Source organism: Paraburkholderia phytofirmans OLGA172 (assembly GCF_001634365.1).
Lineage (GTDB): Bacteria > Pseudomonadota > Gammaproteobacteria > Burkholderiales > Burkholderiaceae > Paraburkholderia.
Genome location: NZ_CP014579.1, coordinates 2,367,974 through 2,387,426 on the forward strand (window position 1 = coordinate 2,367,974; position 19,453 = coordinate 2,387,426).

General features: G+C 56.3%; 14 protein-coding genes and 2 pseudogenes. 8 read left to right on the forward strand and 8 right to left on the reverse strand.

Annotation, left to right across the window (positions count from 1 at the left end):
* Window positions 1-12: 12 nt before the first annotated feature.
* Together AYM40_RS30525 and AYM40_RS30530 are read right to left on the reverse strand one after the other, a co-directional pair.
* Entirely contained in the window at window positions 13-921 is a 909-nt protein-coding gene (locus AYM40_RS30525; RefSeq protein ID WP_063499752.1) for a LysR substrate-binding domain-containing protein, read from the reverse strand.
* 2 nt (window positions 922-923) lie between these two features.
* Complete coding sequence (locus tag AYM40_RS30530; RefSeq protein WP_063499753.1) at window positions 924-1,820, reverse strand: LysR family transcriptional regulator; 897 nt, start codon at window positions 1,818-1,820, stop codon at window positions 924-926.
* Window positions 1,821-3,168: 1,348 nt separating this feature from the next.
* Here AYM40_RS30530 and AYM40_RS30540 point away from each other — a divergent pair.
* The 4 genes from AYM40_RS30540 (at window position 3,169) to AYM40_RS30555 (ending at window position 8,499) form a co-directional block, all read left to right on the forward strand.
* Window positions 3,169-3,471 (forward strand): GntR family transcriptional regulator, encoded by a 303-nt coding sequence (locus tag AYM40_RS30540; RefSeq protein WP_063499755.1) that lies wholly within the window; start codon window positions 3,169-3,171, stop codon window positions 3,469-3,471.
* A gap of 375 nt (window positions 3,472-3,846) precedes the next feature.
* Window positions 3,847-4,977, forward strand: a complete 1,131-nt coding sequence (locus AYM40_RS30545) for an FAD-dependent monooxygenase (protein ID WP_158515359.1) — start codon at window positions 3,847-3,849, stop codon at window positions 4,975-4,977.
* 431 nt (window positions 4,978-5,408) lie between these two features.
* Window positions 5,409-6,674 carry an MFS transporter gene (locus AYM40_RS30550; RefSeq protein WP_063499757.1) on the forward strand — a complete coding sequence of 422 codons (1,266 nt, stop codon included), beginning with the start codon at window positions 5,409-5,411 and terminating at the stop codon, window positions 6,672-6,674.
* A gap of 679 nt (window positions 6,675-7,353) precedes the next feature.
* Window positions 7,354-8,499 carry a porin gene (locus AYM40_RS30555; protein ID WP_082855404.1) on the forward strand — a complete coding sequence of 382 codons (1,146 nt, stop codon included), beginning with the start codon at window positions 7,354-7,356 and terminating at the stop codon, window positions 8,497-8,499.
* Window positions 8,500-8,554: 55 nt separating this feature from the next.
* On the opposite strand, the pseudogene AYM40_RS42885 reads toward AYM40_RS30555, so the two are convergent.
* Both AYM40_RS42885 and AYM40_RS30560 read right to left on the reverse strand, forming a co-directional pair.
* Window positions 8,555-8,740, reverse strand: a pseudogene (locus AYM40_RS42885) (IS6 family transposase); the annotation flags it as partial.
* An 87-nt stretch (window positions 8,741-8,827) separates the two neighbouring features.
* Window positions 8,828-9,121, reverse strand: coding sequence for a hypothetical protein (locus AYM40_RS30560; RefSeq protein ID WP_063499758.1), 294 nt, complete (start codon window positions 9,119-9,121; stop codon window positions 8,828-8,830).
* A gap of 1,666 nt (window positions 9,122-10,787) precedes the next feature.
* Between AYM40_RS30560 and AYM40_RS30570 the strand changes: the two genes are divergently transcribed.
* Entirely contained in the window at window positions 10,788-11,039 is a 252-nt protein-coding gene (locus AYM40_RS30570) for a hypothetical protein (protein ID WP_063499760.1), read from the forward strand.
* A 469-nt stretch (window positions 11,040-11,508) separates the two neighbouring features.
* On the opposite strand, the gene AYM40_RS30575 is transcribed toward AYM40_RS30570, so the two are convergent.
* The 3 genes and pseudogenes from AYM40_RS30575 to AYM40_RS30580 all read right to left on the reverse strand — a co-directional run bounded on the left by AYM40_RS30575 (window position 11,509) and on the right by AYM40_RS30580 (window position 13,776).
* Window positions 11,509-12,156 (reverse strand): glutathione binding-like protein, encoded by a 648-nt coding sequence (locus tag AYM40_RS30575; protein WP_063499761.1) that lies wholly within the window; start codon window positions 12,154-12,156, stop codon window positions 11,509-11,511.
* Between the two features lie 156 nt (window positions 12,157-12,312).
* A pseudogene (locus AYM40_RS42890) lies at window positions 12,313-12,665 on the reverse strand (SDR family NAD(P)-dependent oxidoreductase); the annotation flags it as partial.
* A 472-nt stretch (window positions 12,666-13,137) separates the two neighbouring features.
* Window positions 13,138-13,776: a hydrolase gene (locus AYM40_RS30580; protein ID WP_063499762.1), complete on the reverse strand. Its 639-nt coding sequence runs from the start codon at window positions 13,774-13,776 to the stop codon at window positions 13,138-13,140.
* Window positions 13,777-15,568: 1,792 nt separating this feature from the next.
* Between AYM40_RS30580 and AYM40_RS30585 the strand changes: the two genes are divergently transcribed.
* The 3 genes from AYM40_RS30585 (at window position 15,569) to AYM40_RS42020 (ending at window position 16,609) form a co-directional block, all read left to right on the forward strand.
* Window positions 15,569-15,958, forward strand: a complete 390-nt coding sequence (locus tag AYM40_RS30585; RefSeq protein ID WP_082855405.1) for a response regulator transcription factor — start codon at window positions 15,569-15,571, stop codon at window positions 15,956-15,958.
* A gap of 181 nt (window positions 15,959-16,139) precedes the next feature.
* Window positions 16,140-16,370, forward strand: a complete 231-nt coding sequence (locus tag AYM40_RS30590) for a hypothetical protein (RefSeq protein ID WP_063499763.1) — start codon at window positions 16,140-16,142, stop codon at window positions 16,368-16,370.
* An 86-nt stretch (window positions 16,371-16,456) separates the two neighbouring features.
* A complete protein-coding gene (locus tag AYM40_RS42020; RefSeq protein ID WP_181448442.1) occupies window positions 16,457-16,609 on the forward strand; it encodes a hypothetical protein in 153 nt (50 codons plus the stop codon).
* Between the two features lie 1,399 nt (window positions 16,610-18,008).
* On the opposite strand, the gene ltrA is transcribed toward AYM40_RS42020, so the two are convergent.
* Window positions 18,009-19,292, reverse strand: coding sequence for a group II intron reverse transcriptase/maturase (ltrA, locus tag AYM40_RS30595; protein ID WP_063497941.1), 1,284 nt, complete (start codon window positions 19,290-19,292; stop codon window positions 18,009-18,011).
* Window positions 19,293-19,453: the final 161 nt, after the last annotated feature.

Below are 19,453 nucleotides of genomic sequence, written 5' to 3' on the forward strand. Positions count from 1 at the left end.
ACAGACGCGCAGCTAGGGCTGCCTCGATCCCGAAGGATCTGCACGTATAGTCTCCTCGATGGCCTGCAGGAAGTGAATCGCAGCGCGCGGGGACTCCGAGACGGAGAAGACGGCACCTATCTGCAGCGGAGGCGCTTCAAACCGCCGGAAGTGAAGCGAGGTCTCCAACTTTGGCGAGATCGGCACGCGAATCACTGTGTGCGGAACGAACGTAACGCCTATACCGGTCGTCGCCAGCACCAACATTGTGGTCCGATTGACAGCCAGTGCGCCGATCCTAGGCGTCACCTGTGCGCCTTCGAACGCCTCCCAAATATAGCGATGGCCACTCATCGGCAAAAGAGGATCAGCAAGGACTAGGGGCTCTGCAATCAGGTCGCCCGCATCCAGGAGTTGCTTCGATGCCAGCGCGTGCCCTTTCGGGAGAACGGCAACCCAATGGTCCTGCCAGAGGTCTTGGAAAATTAGGCCAGGCTCCGGTTGAACTGGAAGAACGAGGGCGATATCTACCTCACGACGCTTCGTTGCACGCACGAGATCAAACGAGTTTCCTTCCGAAACTTCGAGATTCACATCAGGGTATCGAGTGCAAAAGCCCGCGACGGCTGCGGCGAAACGTGTAGTGGATGCCTCCTCGCACAAGCCGATCTTCAGGAGGCCCGCGACACCAATCTCCCGATCATACCCAAACCTCACTGCACGGCGATGGGCAGCGAGAATTCTTTCGGCGTGTTCACTGTAGTGCTGCCCCGCTGCAGTGAGTCCGACTGCACATCGCCCACTCCATTGCACAAGCGCAAACCCCAATTCCTTTTCCAGCGAAGAAATGTGCGGACGCAGAAAGCTCCAATCCTGCCATGTCTCCTCGGCATCATGGCGCTGGGCGTAGTCGAGGAAATACTCAAGGCGCTTCAAGTTCATGATCACGCATACGTGAAATTTTGAGTCCGTTCACGCAGATCACTCCAGAACTGCTGAATCCATGAAGGCGCTCGTGGACCAAGCGAAAGGGCTCGGATGCGTTGTGGTTCGGCGTCAAATGGAACCATATCCAGATCGGGAAGGCGTATAGTCGACAGGTATTCAGGCATAAACGTCGCCCACCCTCCTGCAGCAACCAAAATTAGCATAGTCGACCGCCGTGTTACCCGCATTGCGATCTGCGGAGTGATATTCGCCTGCAAAAACGATTGCTCGATAAGGACGTGCCCACCGGCGCTCTTCGTCGGATCTCCAAGTACCAGGGGAACATTTGCGAAATCTTCAGGCGTAAGACGATTGAAGCTACCTAGGGCATGTCCTTTTGGAAGAACGGCTACCCAATTCTGCGACCATAGCTCCGTTGTTTCCAACCCGTTCGATGCAGGCTCCAGCACAGTCAACGCCAGATCAACGGACCCGTCGCGTACCGCAGTCTCAAGTTCGAAGATAGGCATCTCAACGTAGAGGAACGCGATTTGATCGAATTCTCGTTGCAAGGCGAGGAAAGCCGCCCAGTAGGGGCTGTCAGTCGCGACTTCCTCGGCTATGCCAATGCGAAAAGCCACTGTCTTTCCACCCGAGATGCTGAGTGCAGAACGTTGGGCCGCCTGAAGCTCCGACAGAAGAGCCCGCGCAATGCGACGATAGTGCGCACCGGAAGGGGTGACACCCACGATGCGTTGCTGAACTCGCTGGAGGAGCGAAAAGCCCAACTCTGCCTCTAATGCCTGCAACTGAAACGTGACAGCGGGCTGGCTGATGCCTAGTCGTCGAGCGGCCTCACGAAGGTTCATTTCCTCGCACACTGCCAAAAAGATTTCAATCCGACGGGTGTCCATGGCAGAGAGTCATCAATTTGCGGCGCAAATCGCCATTAGACGGTGGAGAGGGACAACTGCTGGTCCTTCTGTATTTTGCTCGCACGAGCCCAACTCAACGAAAGCATTAGAAAGAATGTGCACCACTCTCGACGCCAATGCCGCGATTGCGGAGTCGATTTGATTTCGAATGTTCTCCCACATGTTACTTGATTTCGGATGTTCTCCCGCATCTTAGTAGTCCGGCCTGAACAATCTGTTTCGCATTGCCCCTGGCATCACAACATCGCATCGACGGCAATGCTGCGGTTGGACAAGACAGTAAGAATGAAGACACAAAGAAGCCACCGCTTCCAGAATGATGATCTCCCAATCGAGATGCCCCCCATCGAACAACCCGTCCAAACGCTTCTTGCTCAATACGATCCACCAGCCTATTTGCCTGTACCGCTCTAACCGATTCGCCCTCGCTATTTGCACAAGTGCCATCGCGAGCGCGTGCTCTGCTTGTGGACCGGCGCCTCCTGGGTATCGGCGCCGCAGTAGAGATCGCGTCCACATCCGGCGACTTGGGTCAGGATCGAACGGAAATCGGTGACCTTATCGTTGACGATTCCTGCCCAAGCACGGTATTACCCACGACTTCACCGCCTTCGCGAATTCTTCGTCGACTTTCCTGACCCGACGTTTTGCTGTCGTCGAGGCGGTTAAAGCACTCGATGTACAAACCTTTCGCCACGTATTGGCCGAGCGCGCCATTAGCGCATGTATGGGTACGTGTACTGGCTGGTCGGGCCCGGTATCGTCGCCGCGTTCCGCTCCTGCCGCCACGGTCCCGCGAGCAGATCGGCCCCCTTGAGGAAGACTGCAGCGCCATACTCGAACGACCGCTGTGACCGATCACACTGAGCGTCGCCCGCTGCACTAATCGCGGCAGCGACATCGTTGCAACTCGCCTGACGGACCCGCGCCAGCACATGGTCGGCGGATACATTACCTGCTGAGTCGCGGCACCCTCCAGGCGCCGGCCGCCGGCCACTACCGGAATCTGATCCACCCGCGCGGTCTGCCGGCTAAGCGCTAGCCCGAGGTTGGTGCGCTCAGGTGATCCGGGTAAATAACTAAAATTGGTTCGCTCTTTTTTTGGAGCATCGAGCATCGGCATGTAAACCTTGGACCGGTTACCTATTCGGTTGAAATCGTTCGATAGTTTTATACGATCGGCATAAATTGGGATCCATATTAGCGGGCCAAAAATTTGACAACAACCCTTTTCGTTGGTTGGCTCAAGGCCGGCTTTAGCTCACGAAAGTGAAGGCCAAGGCGGGCCAGCGGTCGTTTCCGCAAACCATTCACGGTCAACTCTGCGATGAAATCCTGCGCAGAATGCTCCCTCCGGGGGCGCAGCACCGCCAGGATAGCGCTCGCCGAGCGCTTCGGGACGAGCAAGATTCCGGTGCGCGAGACGTCGCGGCAGCTTGAGGCGGAGGGGCTGGTGAGCTATCAGCTCAGCCGGGGAGCGGACCAGCACACGGCGGCTTGCCCAGTCGACCACTGGAACCCGACAAAAGTGGCCCCGCGCCATTGGTACGTACTCGTGTCGAGCGCCCTGACCTGGTTCCTGTGTCCGATCTTCTTTTGTAGAGACTACGGACTTCGTCTTGTTGACTAGGTCCTCGATGAAGACTTGTTCATAGAGTCGGTTCAGCACATTCCAGTCGAAGCACGTCCATGCTCGGTATCGCTCATGTAGTGTCAGCTAGAGAAGGACCCTGGGTGAGAAATTTCTCGTCTTGTTCACGGTTCCATTCTCTTAAAAGTTGCAATCTCCTCAAAACCGTGGGTGGTTCAACGTACAAAGGCAGGTCGGCTTCGCGCACCTCCAAGTGCATCGCAAAACCACATGAAGCAAAGTTGATCTAGTCCGAACGAGGACGAGTTATGGACTGATAAGCAGGGAGGTCTCGCGATTCATCGAGTCTTCACTAAAAATCGCTGCATGGATCACTGAGCCGGGTCACGGCAGAAGGGGAAAGATGTGGCGTTCTTGAACAAGGTACTCGTCGTCGGAGCCGGCTCAGCCGGACTTACTATTGCGTCGTTTCTGAGCCGCGCAGGCATCCAAGTTGAGATCTCTGAAATAAATCTCGACACCACGCGCGGTGCCGCACTCGGACTTTCATCCAATGCGTTGCTGCCGCTGCGCGAACTCGGCGTATTGGATGAAATCCTGGCTCACAGCACGCCCAATCTTTACATGCACGTCTGCAACTCCGCCGGACAGACGGTTCTCGATTTGAAGCGGCCACAGCCAGAATCCATCGATTTCCCGGTCAACGTGGTCATCGCACGAAGCGAACTAAGCCGAATTCTGACCAATCTGGCCCGTGAAAAAGGTATTCAGTTTCTCCTTGATCGGCACATAGTGGGGATCGTCGACAAGTCGACTCACGTTGCAGTTCGATTCTCAGACGGTTCGGAAGATCTATACGATGCGGTTATTGGCGCCGATGGTATTGGCTCTACAGTCCGACGACTCGTATGGGGAAATATTGCCACCCAAACTGTGAACGAGGTTGGTTGGCGTTGGCTGACACCCCTACGACCGTCGATCAAGCGCGGCGCGTTCTATCTCGGGTCGGGAACCACGAGCCTTGGACTGTTCCCGCTCCCCGGAGGTCTTGCCTACGCATTTCTTCAGGAATCTGCGATTGATATTTTTCAAAGTCCTCCAGAGACGCGACGCAGGGATCTCCTCGATCGAATCTCCGCGCAGTTCGATGGTCCCTTCGCGAAGGATGTTATGGCGGACTTACCGCTGGCTAGTGCAATTCACTTCACGCGCTATCCGGCTCTGTTGATGCCCGGTCCTTGGCACAAGGGGCGTATTGTTCTCATTGGCGACGCGGTGCACGCTATGCCTCCTCACGTATCGAGTGGTGCGGCAATGGCCATCGAGGATGGATTCGTGCTGGCGCAATGCCTCATCTCGGAGGATGGTTGGAGCCAAGCGATGGAATCCTTCATGACGCGACGTTGGCCTCGTATCAGCAAGGTGTTTGAGATGGCCATTGACCGCGTCCGATCGGATGATGCACCAGCTAGCACCCGGATGAATGAACAAGCAACTATTGAAAAGGTCACTGAACTTTGGCATTGCTTGTTGGAACCGATTTGAATCATGAAAGCAGTGGCGGCACCGCTCAAAAATTTTACTAACCTTGACGATTGAAAAGTGTATGAGGTTTCGGGTTATATGGCCTTCCGTATGGTGTGTGGTGCAAGCTTTACGGGTTACGTCTCGCGAAACCGGGCATCAAGGATGCCGCCAAGCCTGTTGTATCGAATGCTTTGTGTACAGACGCGCTTGCATTACGTGACACCGCCAGAGAAGGGACGACCTTAATACGGGCCTTTAGTACAAACGCACGCGCCATCCGTTAACTCCTTATTTTTTTCACTATAAGTACGTACAAGTCGCGCATAGACTGTATCCAATTTGGTCATGAAGATATCCAAGTGGCCAGGCAAAGAATTCAACTTGTGCGACACGACCGGGGCGCTAACCCGATCTCTCAGGCGTCTTGCACACATCTACCAAGGACACGTATGACAAAACTGGATGAGTTCAGGAGAGGATGGTCTCAACTTCTCGCCGCGTTCCTGGGACTGGGCATAGGTATCATCGGCCTCGCCACCTATAATCTGAGCATCTTCGCGAATAGCCTGGCGCAATCAATCGGCCTGACGAAGACCGTGTATGGTTTCGGATACACCGGATTCACGTTCGGCGTGACCGTCGGGCTGCTACTCTGGGCTCGCATCATCACGCGTATCGGCGTGCAACGCGGAATCGCAATTAGCGCTGTCGGTCTCGCACTTTCGTTTCTGGGACTCGGGTATCTCACGAGAACTCCCGCAGCATATTTATTCTTCGTCACTTGTCTCGGCATAGTGGGCAGCGGTACGAGTGCGATGATGTTCACTCAAACGATCAGTGCATGGTTTGACAAGGGGCGCGGCCTCGCACTCGGTGTCACGCAGCTCGGCGTGGGCGGTGCAGGCGCAATTTTCCCACCGATCATTGCGGGCGTCATTCGTGTGCATGGCTGGCATGCCGGCTATCTTGCCCTAGCCGGACTTTCCCTCCTCGGTGCGCCGCTGGCATTGCTCCTCGTGCGCATGCCCGACTTAAACGACGGCGGTCATGGTGCAAAGAAAGGCAACGATCAACGTCTCGATACGGCAGAACTCACGGCGCTGTTCGGTGCTGCCAGGAAATCCCGGAATTTCTGGATTCTCACCTTCGGGGTTGGCGCAACGGGGCTGGCCTTGTCCGGAAGCTTGCAGCATCTGGTTCCAATGCTGCAGGAGTTCGGCGCAACGCCGAAAGTCGCTGCCGCGTTTTTGGGCCTGATTGGGATTGGATCGATTTGTGCGCGATTAGCGTTGGGCTGGTTGTCCGACTATGTCCACGCACCGTATTTGATGACTTTCTCTTGCGTTGTCGCAGCGCTTGGACATTTCCTGCTTGCCTACGGTGGACTGACGTACGCACCTATCTTTGTATTCTCCCTGGGATGGGCATTCGGGTGCGAAGTCGATCTGATCGGCTACATGGTGACTCGTTACTTCAATTTCGACATCTTTATACGCGTGTATGCGTGGCAGTACAGCGCCTTTCTCATTTGCGCAGGAGTTAGCCCATTCATTAACGGCTGGATCGCAGATGCTACCCATGGATATGCCGTCAATCTGAATTTGAACGGAATCGTGGCGATGCTCGCAGCCACGTCATTCCTGTTTCTCCCTCGGTATAGCAATGCGAGGCATAGCGCTGTGGGGACCGGAATCGGAACAACCACGGCCACGTAACGGGCTCGCCCGCCCTATTCAATATTGGCTATTTAGCGCCTGAGGAAATCGGGCGCACCACTATCCCACTTTTTTCAGCATTACTCACCGATAGGAACTGGAAAATGACTCGAAAAAAAGTAGTTCAAGGCTGGCACGACACCTGGATTATCGACGGCATCCTTGTTCGGGAGAATCTGCGAAAACGAAACGTATAAAGCCGACCCTCACCCCACAATCTTGGTTTGCGAGGGCAACATGGCTGCTCATCGGTTCCGTTTTGAAATCGAACATACTCAAGGGAAAAATCTCCGACATTTCCGTGTTCAATCACTACGTCGCCTGGAATGAAGCCACGTCCACTTTAAATAGTATTTCTACGCGTACAACCGCGAAAAAAACGCGCGACCTAACCGTCGCCCCCAGGACCCGGGGATATGTCCGATTAGCAATTGCCACGGCTGGCTCGTGGGAACTGGTGCATTACAGCCTTGGACGCAATCGTGTCGATGTACGTTGCTACTAAAAAAAGCTGGATCAAGTAGACGGCCTTTCGTCTATGCAGGTTGTTTATAGACAAGCAAAATCAGATTATAGTCAACAATTTTTTATATATATTTTGCAATCCTAATTTAAGTGGTTCGAGACAGTAAAAAATTCTCAACCATGGACCAGTTAAACTTCTCAAATAAAATCCGACATGACGCTAAAAATATGCCCCATCAAAGCACTTCTTTTTGCCTCTCTCGGAGCAGGATGCACCGCCCACGCACAAAACAGCGTAACCCTGTATGGGCGCCTGAATGATGGTGTGTCATACATTTCCAACATTGGCGGCGGTCCGGTCGCCATGCTCGACTCGGGGGTTGAGGCAGGAAACCGATGGGGTTTGACCGGCAAGGAAAATCTGGGCGGCGGAACTTTCGCCATTTTCACTCTCGAGAGCGGATTTACCATGAGTTCTGGAAAATCGCTTCAAGGAGGCGCTCTTTTCGGACGACAAGCCTTTGTCGGATTGAGCAATGACAGCTGGGGCTCAATTACGTTGGGCAACCAGTACGATTTCGTATATGAATACCTGTCCGAATTTGGCGTCGGCGCGCAGATCTCCGGAGGCTACGCTGGCATCCATATCGGCGGCTACGACAGAATGTCCTGGGCGCGCCTACCGAATTCGGTCAAATATCTTGGATCGATTGGTAATCACATCAAAATTGGCGCGATGTATTCGTTCGGCGGAGTCCCCGGCAGCATGCAGACGAGCAGTTCGTTCAGCGCAGGAATGCACTATAGCGACGGCGGATTCTCACTCGGCACGGCGTACACAAAGGTCTACAATCCACTCAGCCTTGACCCGTATTACGTAGCTGGTCTGAAAACTTTCCTGGGCCAACCGACCGTCTCCGTCGCCCCCGTGTCCGGGGCCGTGACTGACCTCTATTTGACGAAGCCGTTCCTCGTCGATTCGTCGCAGACCTTCGGGGTCGGCGCCACATACACGACGGGCAAAGTTCGGGTCAGCGCTGTCTACAACGGAACGATCTTTAAGGGATTTGGGGAAGTTTCGACGTTGCAGACTATCGATACAGGCCTTATGTACAACTTCACGCCTTCCTTCACTGGCGCAGTCGACGTAGGGCACTCGTGGTTTGAAGGTTCCGACTGGTATGAGGCCGTGGTCGGTCTGACTTACTCACTGTCGAAGAGCACAACACTTTACGCATCGACGGAGTACATGCGCGCGCACGGCAACACGACCGCCAACATCAGCGCGGGCGCGAACTTCGCTGCATCAAGCGGCCCAACGCAACTGGCTTACCGCCTGGCCATCCGCCACTCATTCTGAGGGCGGTGTCGACTTGCCGGGAGCGGGACGAAACGGCAGCAGGTGTGACACGGGTTCAGAAACCAGTCGACGGTTTTTGGGCTTGTTCGATGAATTCGAGCCAGGCATCGAACCTTGCTGCAAGCTGTTTGCGATATCGTGACGGTTACAGCGGATGCCGTTTGAGTGCGAAAAGTTGCTGGATCGGCCCGAAGCCGGAGAAGAATGCCTGCGTGCATTTCGGGTCGCGAAAACCGCGCACGTTGTCACGGATCGGCGTAAAGGCGTCGGTGGTGATCGCCGTAGTGGCGCCAGTTCGACGTGGTGTCGAACGCGAATTCGAACGGCCTCAAGAATGCGGCTTTTTAATGGATTTTGCAACGGAGGTTTCGCCGTTTTCAGGCATCGGTTTGGACTTGCGGAAGCTCTCGCCCTCGAAGACGATGCGGTAGGCGCCGCGGCGTAGCCGGTCGAGCGTGGCTGCGCCGAGAACCCGGTTGTCGGGGAAGGCGTCGCCCCATTCGCTGAGATTGAGATTGGATCGGCCTGGATTTGCGCAGAGCTTGAGCGGCGCAATGAAGCGCTCAACCTCGAGTACGCGGAACTTGATGGTCGACGTTGCGGGCCGGCAGCTTTGAATCATCTCGCGGTCATTGAGGCAGGGAGCGAAAGGTTCACTTCACGACCTGCTCTGCACAAGTAGGCCGTGACACGCCGGCGCCGCAAGGGCGCAATCCGGTGCTGCTGCTACGCGACGTCGCGAGGGGCCGAAGCAACCTCGACGAACGAAGCTACCTCCGCACAAAAGCTAACGGACCCCGCGCCCAACAAGCATCGTTCCGCGACATACACGGCCACCGCTTCGTGTCCAGTTTTGCCATAAAGACATCCCGATAATGCCTAGCGCCTTAAGACCGCGCCACAGTCATTGCAGCCCTTTGCAAGAGCCGCGCGGATTTCGTCCGCCGACATAGCGACCACGTTTGTGCAACGTCTCCAAGTAGGCCGAGAAAAGCAGCGTTGCTTGCAATCGGAATTGATTGCAAGCAACGGAAATCGGACCGTGACGATCCAAGCTTAGAAGCAACGCGCCAGCCCTATCGTATCCACAACTTGTTGGTTGCGCGCTGACGGTGTCAGTCCCGCAATCGAAGCAACGAGATAACGTCAAGTCTGGTGTATGGGAAGTTGATGGCCGGCGACGTCAAACGGCGAGTTTCTGCTGACCAAAATGCCGCCCGAGAAGATCATACTTCCGGGTCGCGCTCGTTGCCTCGGTGCTGATGCGCAGGTACGCGCAACGCATCCCCGCCGCTGCAAACGCTATACGTTACACGCGAGTTGCAGACTCATCACGAATGCGGCCTATCAAAGCGCACACCGGTATCTTCGCGCTGACGTCGCTCTTGCTCGCGCATGGCTACTGGTGTCCCCATCCTGCCCGAACAAGCCGGGCATCGCACTGCGACGCAACCCTTGCTGCGGATTCAGCCTCACGCAGATGTCGATGTACCACCTGCCACGAAAGTCCTCACTGATATTGCCGGCGCCAACGTCGCAGTCTGCGAGACCGTAGCTGTTCCACAGCGACAGGGTCATCCTGCCGATGAACAGTTGGCCGTTGCAATAATGGATAGCGTCATTTCAAAACGGGATCCGGCCAAGTGAGCGGACGTACACCATGCGACGTCCGCAGCGCACCTTCACTTCCCGGGCCTGCTTTCTCCGCATGGCGTATTCCTCGGCAACGGCCTGGATCGTACCCGAGTGAAGGCCAAGGCCCACCTTGCCGACGCATTTCGTATACGGATGGAAGTCGCATCCCGAGAGGAACCGTTGCTCACGTTCCCACATCTTGACCAGAGGCTCATGCAGTAGTCCCAGACGAAATTGACGTCGCGCGAGAGCGCTTGCGGAAGCCGTGCACGGCTGTCTTTCAGTCGGAGGGGAAGAACGCAGGTCGTGTGCTGCATGTGTCGATACGGTTGTTTCTCCGTATAGGCACGCTTTCGTCCCAATCGCGCTTCGCTGGCGACAACAGCCCCTCATCCCCGGCTCGAAGGCCGAGGTCTTCAGGCTACGGTCCGATAAACCACATCATCGTGTTTGATACGAGCGGCCGGGGCGACAATGGGTCGATCTACGATATCTTTGAGGTGCTCTAACTTGGGGGCGGCGTATAGTATCAGCCTGTAGGTGAGATCAGGCCGTCGTCGAGATCTATTGGGGAGGCGGTCGGGAAGAAAGAGCTCCCTTCCGGCTTTTAGTCTTAAAAGCTACCTAGGTCCCGGGTAGAGTAAGGAGGCGCAATGAACAAGTTGAGCAGCTTCGAAGCCGACATCCGCCCGCTTTTTACGCAGCGAGATATTCAGGCGATGAGCAAGGCATTCAACCTGGCAAGTTATGATGACGTCAAAACTCACGCGGTTGAAATTTTCGACCGAATTCGCGGGATTGGTGGCGCTGTCATGCCGCCGCCGCCGCCCAAAGGAGAAGGTCCCTGGACTCAATCCCGCATTGATCTTTTCGCCAAATGGGTAGCGGACGGCTGTCCACCCTAGTCGACCCGGAGAGGCTGCGGAGGCGCTGCCAACTTGCCGAGAGTGAGACGAAACGCCGGCAGGCGTGATACGCGCTCAGAAACCAGCCGACGGATTTCAGGCTCGCTTGTTCGCGCTACGAAGGCGCCATCGCCTATTGTTCTGCGACATCATCGCAAGATCGATGGTGTGGCGCCGTCAGGACATTAATGTTTAAATGTGCGCCCGAACGCGGTGCGCATGTCGCGCTGAGTGCTCCGGCTCGCACGACAACTATCGCGCGTACCTTCTTGCGAACCAAAGTCCGGAAGACATTTTTACACGACTCTGGCCCGGACAGGGCGTCGTCCGGACGGCGGTTTTGGCGGCGTCGGGGACAAAAGATTGCATCGGCGTGCTTTAAGAAGGCCTATCAACGGTATGAATTCGCATACGAACCTCCCCCTCGTCGTGGTCGCGTCGGAACCTCGAGTCCGCGTGGCTTTGTTGTTTAATGCCTCCTACCGCCGGGCAAATGAGACGCGTTAAGATAGGTTCGGATGGTTGCAGGCCGCCGCCTGACCTCTTCTTCCCACCGTAGCAGGTTTGGGAAGGCAGTCAGTTCCTGTTTCTGCTTTCTCCAAACGGTAACCCAAGGAAATATAGCCATATCAGCAATCGTGTACGTATCGCCGGCGACGAAGTGACTAATTTCCAGCCGGTGGTCCAGCACCCCGTAGAGGCGCGCCACTTCCTGGTGGAAATAGTCCTCCGTATGGATTTGACTATCCTGCATAGTGGCAATGAAGTGGTGATATAGCCCTCCAGCAGGTCCGAGCCCTCCCACCTGCCAAAACAACCATTGGACGACTTCCCTTCGTCCGCGCACGTCAGTTGGTATGAAAAGGCCAGACTTTTCCGCGAGGTAAAGGAGGATTGCCCCTGACTCAAAAATCGCTACCGCCTTGCCGCCGTCTGCCGGTTCATTGTCGACGATAGCGGGCATTTTTCCGCTAGGCGAGATTTTAACGAATTCCTGTTCATGTTGTTCACCCGCCAGGAGATCAACGAGGATGGTCTGGTAGGGAAGTCCCGACTCTTCCAGAAAGATCATAATCTTAAGGCCATTCGGTGTGGGCCAATAGTAAACGTCGATCATGCCAGGGCCTCCAGTTGTTGCGCGTGGTCGAACGCTGCAACGGTATACGCAAAATACGATCCTTTTTCGCGAGATGCGACCGTACCCATCGACTCGGGGAAGCTTAAGCGGGCACCATGCTCTTGGCGATTGACTTGTATTCAATGCGTGAACCACGCCATGCCTCACTTTGAACGACTGCCTGGTGAATGCGGCGTGGGGCGGAAACACCGCAAGGATTGCCATGGCATTGGTGACATCTTCGACGGTGGTAAATACGCCATCCACAGTCCCGCTCAACGTTACCCACTTGACGTCCTCATTGTCGCTGATGCCGAGAGATCAGCCTGCTCAAGTATTTGTTATCGACGAGCGGTGTCCGTACAAATCCTGGGCATACCACAATGCGAACGGACCTTGTGCGCTGCGCCCTCAATTGCAAGGACGTGCACGAACCCAAGCAGCGCATACTTGGCGGTGACGTATGCGTATTTTAAGGGCGACGCTTTGTGAGAGTGCACGGATCCTACACCGGCTGTCACTCTCGGATGCCAAAACTTATCGACTTGTCAGGCTCAGTTATGACGTCAGGCAACAACTGCATTGACAAGGCGCAGAGCAGAGCCGCGCCGCGCCGCGCCGCGCCGCACACAATTTAATTTGCGCGAGGCAGCGTAACCGCCGAAACACAAATGAAGCCAAACCGACCGACCGGCCAGCCAGGCCACCAGGCACCGAGAGCGGCGAACCGTTGTTTCAAACACGCTCTGAAACAGCGTTGCCGGACAGTTCGCCTTCATCCTCGCTTACCTAAGTGAACAGAGTCGTGCACGGTGTGCGTTCCAGAGAACCGTGAGCTTTCCGTCGTCGAACGAAGAACCTTAATTTCAACGACGGCCAAGACTAGCCCGCCGAAGCGCTTGAGTCGATGCCGCGATCTGTTCCTTGTCACTGAACTGGCGACGCAACGTGACCGGCGTTCGCGACGAGCTGCAAGTGTGCTCAGGCGCCGCCTTCGCTCGCATGTTCGCCGAGAATCTGCTTTGCATAGCGCACCCCGATGCCGTACGGGCTGTGCTGCTTGAAGATATCCATGCACCCCTCATAGGTTTCGGTGCGTGCCCAGTCTCGCTGGAGTTCACACATGAACTGCAGCGAAGTCATCGGCACCGCGCCAACCTGGACCATCCGCTGCACTGCCCGTTCGTGCGCCTCTTCCGTGATGTCGCCGCACGCGTCGGTCGCCACGTAGATCTCGTAGCCTGCGGCACGCATCTGGATGGTCGGAAACGCGACGCAGACCTCAGTCCACAGTCCCGCAACCACGATCTTCTTGCGCCCGGTCTTCTCGATCGCCGCGCGGAAGTTCAGGTCCTCCCAGGAGTTCATGAAAGTGCGGTCGATAGGCGTCTGCTCGGGAAACACTGCCTGCACCTCCTGCACCATTTCCCCACTGAATGATTTGGCAGCAATGGTCGACAGAATCGTCGGCACCTTGAACAGTTTTCCCGTCTTCGCAAGGATCTGTGCGTTTTGCTGGACCGTCGTGCGATCGTGCGAATGGACGCCAAAAAACATCTGCGGCTGGAAGTCGATCAGTGCGAGGGCGCATGTATCAGGCGTTAGCAGTTCGTAGGGCATGAGGATCTCCGTTGCGGCAAAGTGTGGATCGTGGGCACAAACGTAATAGATGCCCGCGATAGTTCAATCGACAAGTTCCGCCAGGCAAGATGTCGAAGCATTCGTTGCATTGCGACATCTGCGGGCTGACAGGGCACCGGCGGCCCCGAATCGACATCTGGTAGTTCCAGCCGCCGGCCCTACTATGGGTCCAGGCGAGTTAAAGTCTATGCTGCCCGCAGAAAAAAAGTCCCGAAGGGCCGCTTAATTGTTCTTAACTTCGAGCTTTCGGCCATGCGATGATCGTGGCAAAGGAGCGTCGGGATGACTAACCTGGTTAGTTTTCCGAACGCCCTCCGCCCAATGTTGCCTCTATATGTAGTACCTGTTATTGACCGGTTCACGCGTGACGTCTTTGGTGGTGTTCTAGTGCAGCGTGCCGCCTGCACGTTCCATAACCGAAGTAACGGTGAGGCTGCCTCAGAATGAACGCAGCTCTGAGATGGAATTCCCCAGCTAACCGCATTGTCTTTTTCGTGGAAAGGCATTGAGCGAACTAGGCAAGCTGCCGCCCTCTTTTATGCATGTGAGGCCCCGCCGACCCTTGGCATAGCGTCTACCGTGCGCTGGTCAGCTGCCGCACGTCGACGGTGAGTACGTGAGCGCCGAAAGCATGCCAAAGCTGGGCGAATGCTCTACGATTGGTCCCAGCAATTAACCTGCTTCCCGGCGATCTCAACGGGACTGGCCGACGATATTCGGAGAAGCGATGGCTTGGCCCGTCGCCCCCCAACATACTGGGCGAAGAGAGATTCGGCGTGCATCCTCAGGCATCGAAGCGAGCATCTTCGATAACTCTAAATTCAGCACATTTAAGGCGCTGCCCCAACGAACTTGGGCGTATTGTATTTGGCATCCGTCAGTGGGCGTTGAAGCGCGAGAGCATAGTCATGCGAAAGCGCTGGTTTGCTGTCGTATTGAACCGTAGTCTCGTTCGATCACGTGCGCTTCCCGGTTCGGTGACGCGACATCAAGGGGGTCAAATGTGGATGCCTTCATCAATGACGGGCTGCGCTGGGGTTTGGGCTGCAGCCCAGTTGGCTCGTCGACGGAGATATTCAGGCTGGCAGATTGCCCAGACTCTTCGAAAAGCACGAGACCAATCCGAACAACGCCCGCTCCTCCATCAGTGCCTTGTACATGCCCAATCACCGGGGATCCCGTCGCATCAACGCGTTCGTGGATTTTCTCGCCAACACCGTCGTAGCGCCGTCCTCTATAAGTAACTAACGCCGCTTCGAAACGTGTATCTGAGCAATAAGTGCATCAATTGGCCTTCCTAACTAATTTTGATGCGCACCGTCCATACAGGCTTTCTAGCTTTTTCAATTGCCAGAACTTACCCTCTTGCAACTCAATTGCAACTCAGAGGGAAAAATGGCAACTTTCAGCCAACGCAATGGCCGTTGGCAAGTAAAAATTGGCCGAAATGGGTTTCCGGCGCAGTATAAATCAAGCAAATCATTCTTGCATGTGCAATCGTGATGACTGCCTTGATGCCAAGGCTCACCTTTGCGGAGCAATCTTATAGCGACAACCACGATCACCATGACATGCGTCCGCCGCCGCGTCATCCGCAACATCACCACTCCCACCATCATGCCGCGCCGCCTCCCAGGCACGAGAACGTTCACTGACGTAACGCTTGGGACGATATGCGTCGTCATTGAGCAAGCGGCCACGTCGCGCTGGCGGACCGCTGATCGAAACCAGTGCGGTTCCTCCGCGCCGCCGACAAACGAACTGCCGCCTGATGACGGACGACAACTGTTCGGTAAGCAAAATGCAGACGATTCTTCTAGTGGATGACGATCGCAGTATCCGGATTGCCTGGAAACGTATCTTGCAACTCGAAGGCTATCGTGTCGAGACGGCCAGTGATGGGGACGCGGGCCTGGACACCGCCAACAGGGTGCAACCCGTCCTCATTACCGCGGACCGATCGATACCCGGTATGGATGGTATCGAGTTTTGCCATCGACTCCGGCGCGAGCTAAAGTTGGCGGGGGTCCCTGTGGTGCTAGCCAGTGCTGAACATGAATTTGCATTCGGCGCACCCGTTTGGGATGAGTTTTGGCAAAAGCCCGTGTCCGTTGAGACTATGCTCGCGTCGATACGGCGCCTGGTGGCGCTCTCGTCATAATTAGCGATCGCGGGCGCGGCCCCGATAGACGCAACCAGGCGCTACCAACGGACCGCCAGCGTACAGACACCACCGCTCATTCGATGCGAGGATCTGAGGCACGCGGGGCTGCAATGCGCCGTCATCAGCCGGCCGAACTGAGCCACCGCCGGTCCCTCCAACGTTGAACAGGAGGACCATCATGATCCGACTATTCTGCATTTTCGCGCTTGCGGCGGGCCTTACAGGCTGCATCGTCGCTCCGCCGTACGCTACTGGCTACGGTTATGCCCCCGCGCCCGCATATGAATCTGGGCCAGGCTACTACGGATATGCGCCTGGCTATTACGCCGCACCGGCCATCGATGTTGGGATCGGTTTTGGTGGCTACTACGGCGGCGGACACGGCGGTCACGGCGGACATGAAAGGTGAATGATCAGGCTTGCTAAAGATTTTGACGTTACGCAGTGTGACGCTCGCGAGATCCACGGTTACCTCATCCCTCACGGAGCGAACCTATGAAGAAGATCGCCATGGCCATCGTCGTTGCTGTGACAACGCTTTGCACAGCACCGGCATTCGCCGATTACTACCATGATCACCACTGGCACCACTGGCATCATTGCCATCGGGTTTGGCATCACCACCATTGGGAACGGATCTGCCACTGACGCACGGCGAAACGGCGAAGTTCCGGAGAGGTAAGTCGGCCCAACTCATCGCGGTGGCCGGCAAATCCGACGGGTAGCAAACTACGTGAGGCAACAGATCAGCGCGAGTTGCAATTCTGATGAGTCAATGCGCGCCCGGACACTGTAATTGTCGCCCTCCATGCTGGACTTTTGGAGCCTTGCCGTGCGGGTCTCAGGAAGATTTCGAGTGCAGCAATCTGCTGCATTTCGATGCGCGCAAGCTGGAAAAGGTATCCGTACCCCCGGCCGATATTAGCGTTTTGTGCTGCGTCGCAAGATTCAGAGTCCCGAGCGTGTGCCGACGGACTCATGTCGGTAGAGTCGAGATGTGGGTGCGACACGTGTCGCCGTCAGCCGCGCGTTATGCGGCATGCTGTAGATGGTAAAGCTCTGTTTTGCCTTGTCACATTCAGCAGTCGAAGTTTGGAGGTTGAAGCCGTGACCTGTTGTACGACCAACAGTTGCCTACCTGGACATGCGCGACGGGAGACCGTCGGGTGTGAAGCTCCGGGGACAAAGTACCCTTCCGACGGACGGTCCACCTTGGTGACAAGGAACCGACACTGCGAGCAGCGACGCGGTATAGGGACGAGGCAAGTTCCGCATGCGCAACTTAAGTGAACTGCCGATAAACCTCGTCACGACTGATGGGCCAAAGCTGCTGTCAGGCCCTGACCAAACGGTGCGTAGCAGGTTGCTCCCTTCCACATTGGGTGCACGTCGTCATCATCGCTACCGAGGAAGAGGCGGGCGCTAAACGGATAGATTCGGGAACAATCGAATCGGCAAGACTGGGAACGTGGTAAGCCCGATTCATCGCCTTGATTCCGGAACACAGCCATCAAGGCAGGCAAACCGTGAGGAGCGCTGTTGACGAAGCGGGTGTGAGAACGCGGAGAAAGCGAATGGCGGCCTGTAACGGGCTGCATAGAGGTTCAAGATTTGCCTCGACCTGAAAGGGTGCAGACTTCCGTGTGGTGCAGCTGTCGCAGGTCCACTTTTTAGATTCGCCGTGGGGCAGCTTGAGAGAGACCGGCTGTTTGCGGTTCAGCGCCCTCGTCTCAGCAATGAGATGAATCGACGAGGTGACGCGTGCGAAGGGCTTGTGCAGATTGACAAGACCGGCGTCAGTGTGACGTTTCATGCTGTGCGCGAGCCGTGTGCGGCGAAAGTCGCATGCACGGTTCTTCGGGGGCCCTGCTGTCGAGAGGCAGTGGGGCTACCCTCTCGCGGTCGCATTAGGTTCGGTTTGTCTGTTGCCGCCCCTTTCGTTTGGCGGTGCCCGAATAACCTAGCCCTAACCCCGTTTCCACACCCCGCTCATCGAACCCAGCGTGCAGATCTCCCGCACTGGGCTCTCGGACAAGACATCACGCCTTCACACACGCCAGGCTACGCCCCCGCGGGCGCTCAGACGTACGAGCCCGAAGTGCCCGTAGAGGTGCGGGAGTGGATAGCCCCCGCCCCTGCGTCGCCTGAGCTTATGCTTGTTGCGTAGCCACCGGCGCAACCGCGTCGCGGTGTAGCTGTCGAGCGCGCGATATGCGCGGCTAACGCTCCCTACCTGGAAGTAGTTCGCCCAGCCGCGTAACGAACGGTTCAACTTGCCCACCATCGCCGTGGTCTCTTGCCATGCCGTCTTAAGGGCAGTCAGCGCATGAATCTTTTCGACCATGCGCCGGATACTCTTCTTCGACGGGCGCAAACCCATACGGGCCTGACCAGTTGTCGCTGAGTACATTCGCCCAAACGTAAAACCCAGGAAGTCGAATTCGCCTTCCGGCACCGAACAGATTTGTGTCTTTTCCTCGTTGACCGTCAGCTTCAGCTTGCCCATGATCGCGCGCAGTTGCGACAACGCTTTCTCAGCGTTACCTCGCTTGCACAGGATCACCAGATCGTCCGCGTAGGTCACGATTCGACTGCCAAGACTGCGCTCAAGCCCGAGCTTCTTCCATGCCAACACAAACCGGCGCATATAAATATTCGCGAGTAATGGTGAGATGGGTGAGCCTTGCGGAATGCCGCGCCTGCTGTCCCTGGCCTCAGTCGTCCGCATCTTCCGACCACGGTTATCGGTTTCTTCAACGGAGCACTCCAACCACATCCTGATCAGATGCAGAACGCGCCGGTCAACGATGCGTCGCGCCAGCGACAACATCAGTTCGGCGTGGGGAATACTTCCGAAGTAGTCCGCGAGGTCGGCGTCAACAACGTCCGTGTGACCGCGAAACAGCAGTTCTTCCACCTCGACCGCCGCTTGCTGCGCGTTGCGGCCCGGCCGGTAGGCGTACTGCTCGGGTGGAAGGTCGGCTTCGAAGATCGGTTCGAGCACCAGCATCGCTGCTGTCATGCACACCCGGTCTCGCAAGGTCGAGATGCCCAGTGGCCTCAGCTTGCCATTGGCCTTCGGGATAAACACTCTTCTGATAGGGTCCGGCCGGTAACTCTCCTGCCTGAGCGCAAGCGCCAGTTCGCCGAGCCACTTCTGTACCCCATACGCCTCGACCTCCGCGAAGTCTTGCCGATCGACACCCGGCGCGCCCTTATTCGAGCGACACTGGGCGTACGCATGTGCCAGCACATCCTCGCGATAGATCTTGTCGTACAAGGCATAAAAGCGATACCCGGCTGCTGCCTTCGCTTTCGCGTGTAACGCCATCTGCAGCTTCTGAACACGAATCGGAGTTGATAGGTTGCCCAATCTCCACGTCCTCACTACGTATTGCGTCTGTCTTGAACTGAGGCCCCTTCCCTCCACCGGCATTACACCAGCTTCATCGGTATTACGGGCCTCTCCGTCACCCCAAGGCGCCCGGCCTG

Excerpts from the sequence above, each read along its gene's own strand:
- AYM40_RS30525 (WP_063499752.1), bottom strand. The coding sequence starts at position 921 with ATGAACTTGAAGCGCCTTGAGTATTTCCTCGACTACGCCCAGCGCCAT.
- AYM40_RS30530 (WP_063499753.1), bottom strand. The coding sequence starts at position 1,820 with ATGGACACCCGTCGGATTGAAATCTTTTTGGCAGTGTGCGAGGAAATG.
- AYM40_RS30540 (WP_063499755.1), top strand. The coding sequence starts at position 3,169 with ATGAAATCCTGCGCAGAATGCTCCCTCCGGGGGCGCAGCACCGCCAGG.
- AYM40_RS30550 (WP_063499757.1), top strand. The coding sequence starts at position 5,409 with ATGACAAAACTGGATGAGTTCAGGAGAGGATGGTCTCAACTTCTCGCC.
- AYM40_RS30555 (WP_082855404.1), top strand. The coding sequence starts at position 7,354 with ATGACGCTAAAAATATGCCCCATCAAAGCACTTCTTTTTGCCTCTCTC.
- AYM40_RS30560 (WP_063499758.1), bottom strand. The coding sequence starts at position 9,121 with ATGATTCAAAGCTGCCGGCCCGCAACGTCGACCATCAAGTTCCGCGTA.
- AYM40_RS30570 (WP_063499760.1), top strand. The coding sequence starts at position 10,788 with ATGAACAAGTTGAGCAGCTTCGAAGCCGACATCCGCCCGCTTTTTACG.
- AYM40_RS30575 (WP_063499761.1), bottom strand. The coding sequence starts at position 12,156 with ATGATCGACGTTTACTATTGGCCCACACCGAATGGCCTTAAGATTATG.
- AYM40_RS30580 (WP_063499762.1), bottom strand. The coding sequence starts at position 13,776 with ATGCCCTACGAACTGCTAACGCCTGATACATGCGCCCTCGCACTGATC.
- AYM40_RS30585 (WP_082855405.1), top strand. The coding sequence starts at position 15,569 with ATGACGGACGACAACTGTTCGGTAAGCAAAATGCAGACGATTCTTCTA.
- AYM40_RS30590 (WP_063499763.1), top strand. The coding sequence starts at position 16,140 with ATGATCCGACTATTCTGCATTTTCGCGCTTGCGGCGGGCCTTACAGGC.
- AYM40_RS42020 (WP_181448442.1), top strand. The coding sequence starts at position 16,457 with ATGAAGAAGATCGCCATGGCCATCGTCGTTGCTGTGACAACGCTTTGC.
- ltrA (WP_063497941.1), bottom strand. The coding sequence starts at position 19,292 with ATGGCGTTACACGCGAAAGCGAAGGCAGCAGCCGGGTATCGCTTTTAT.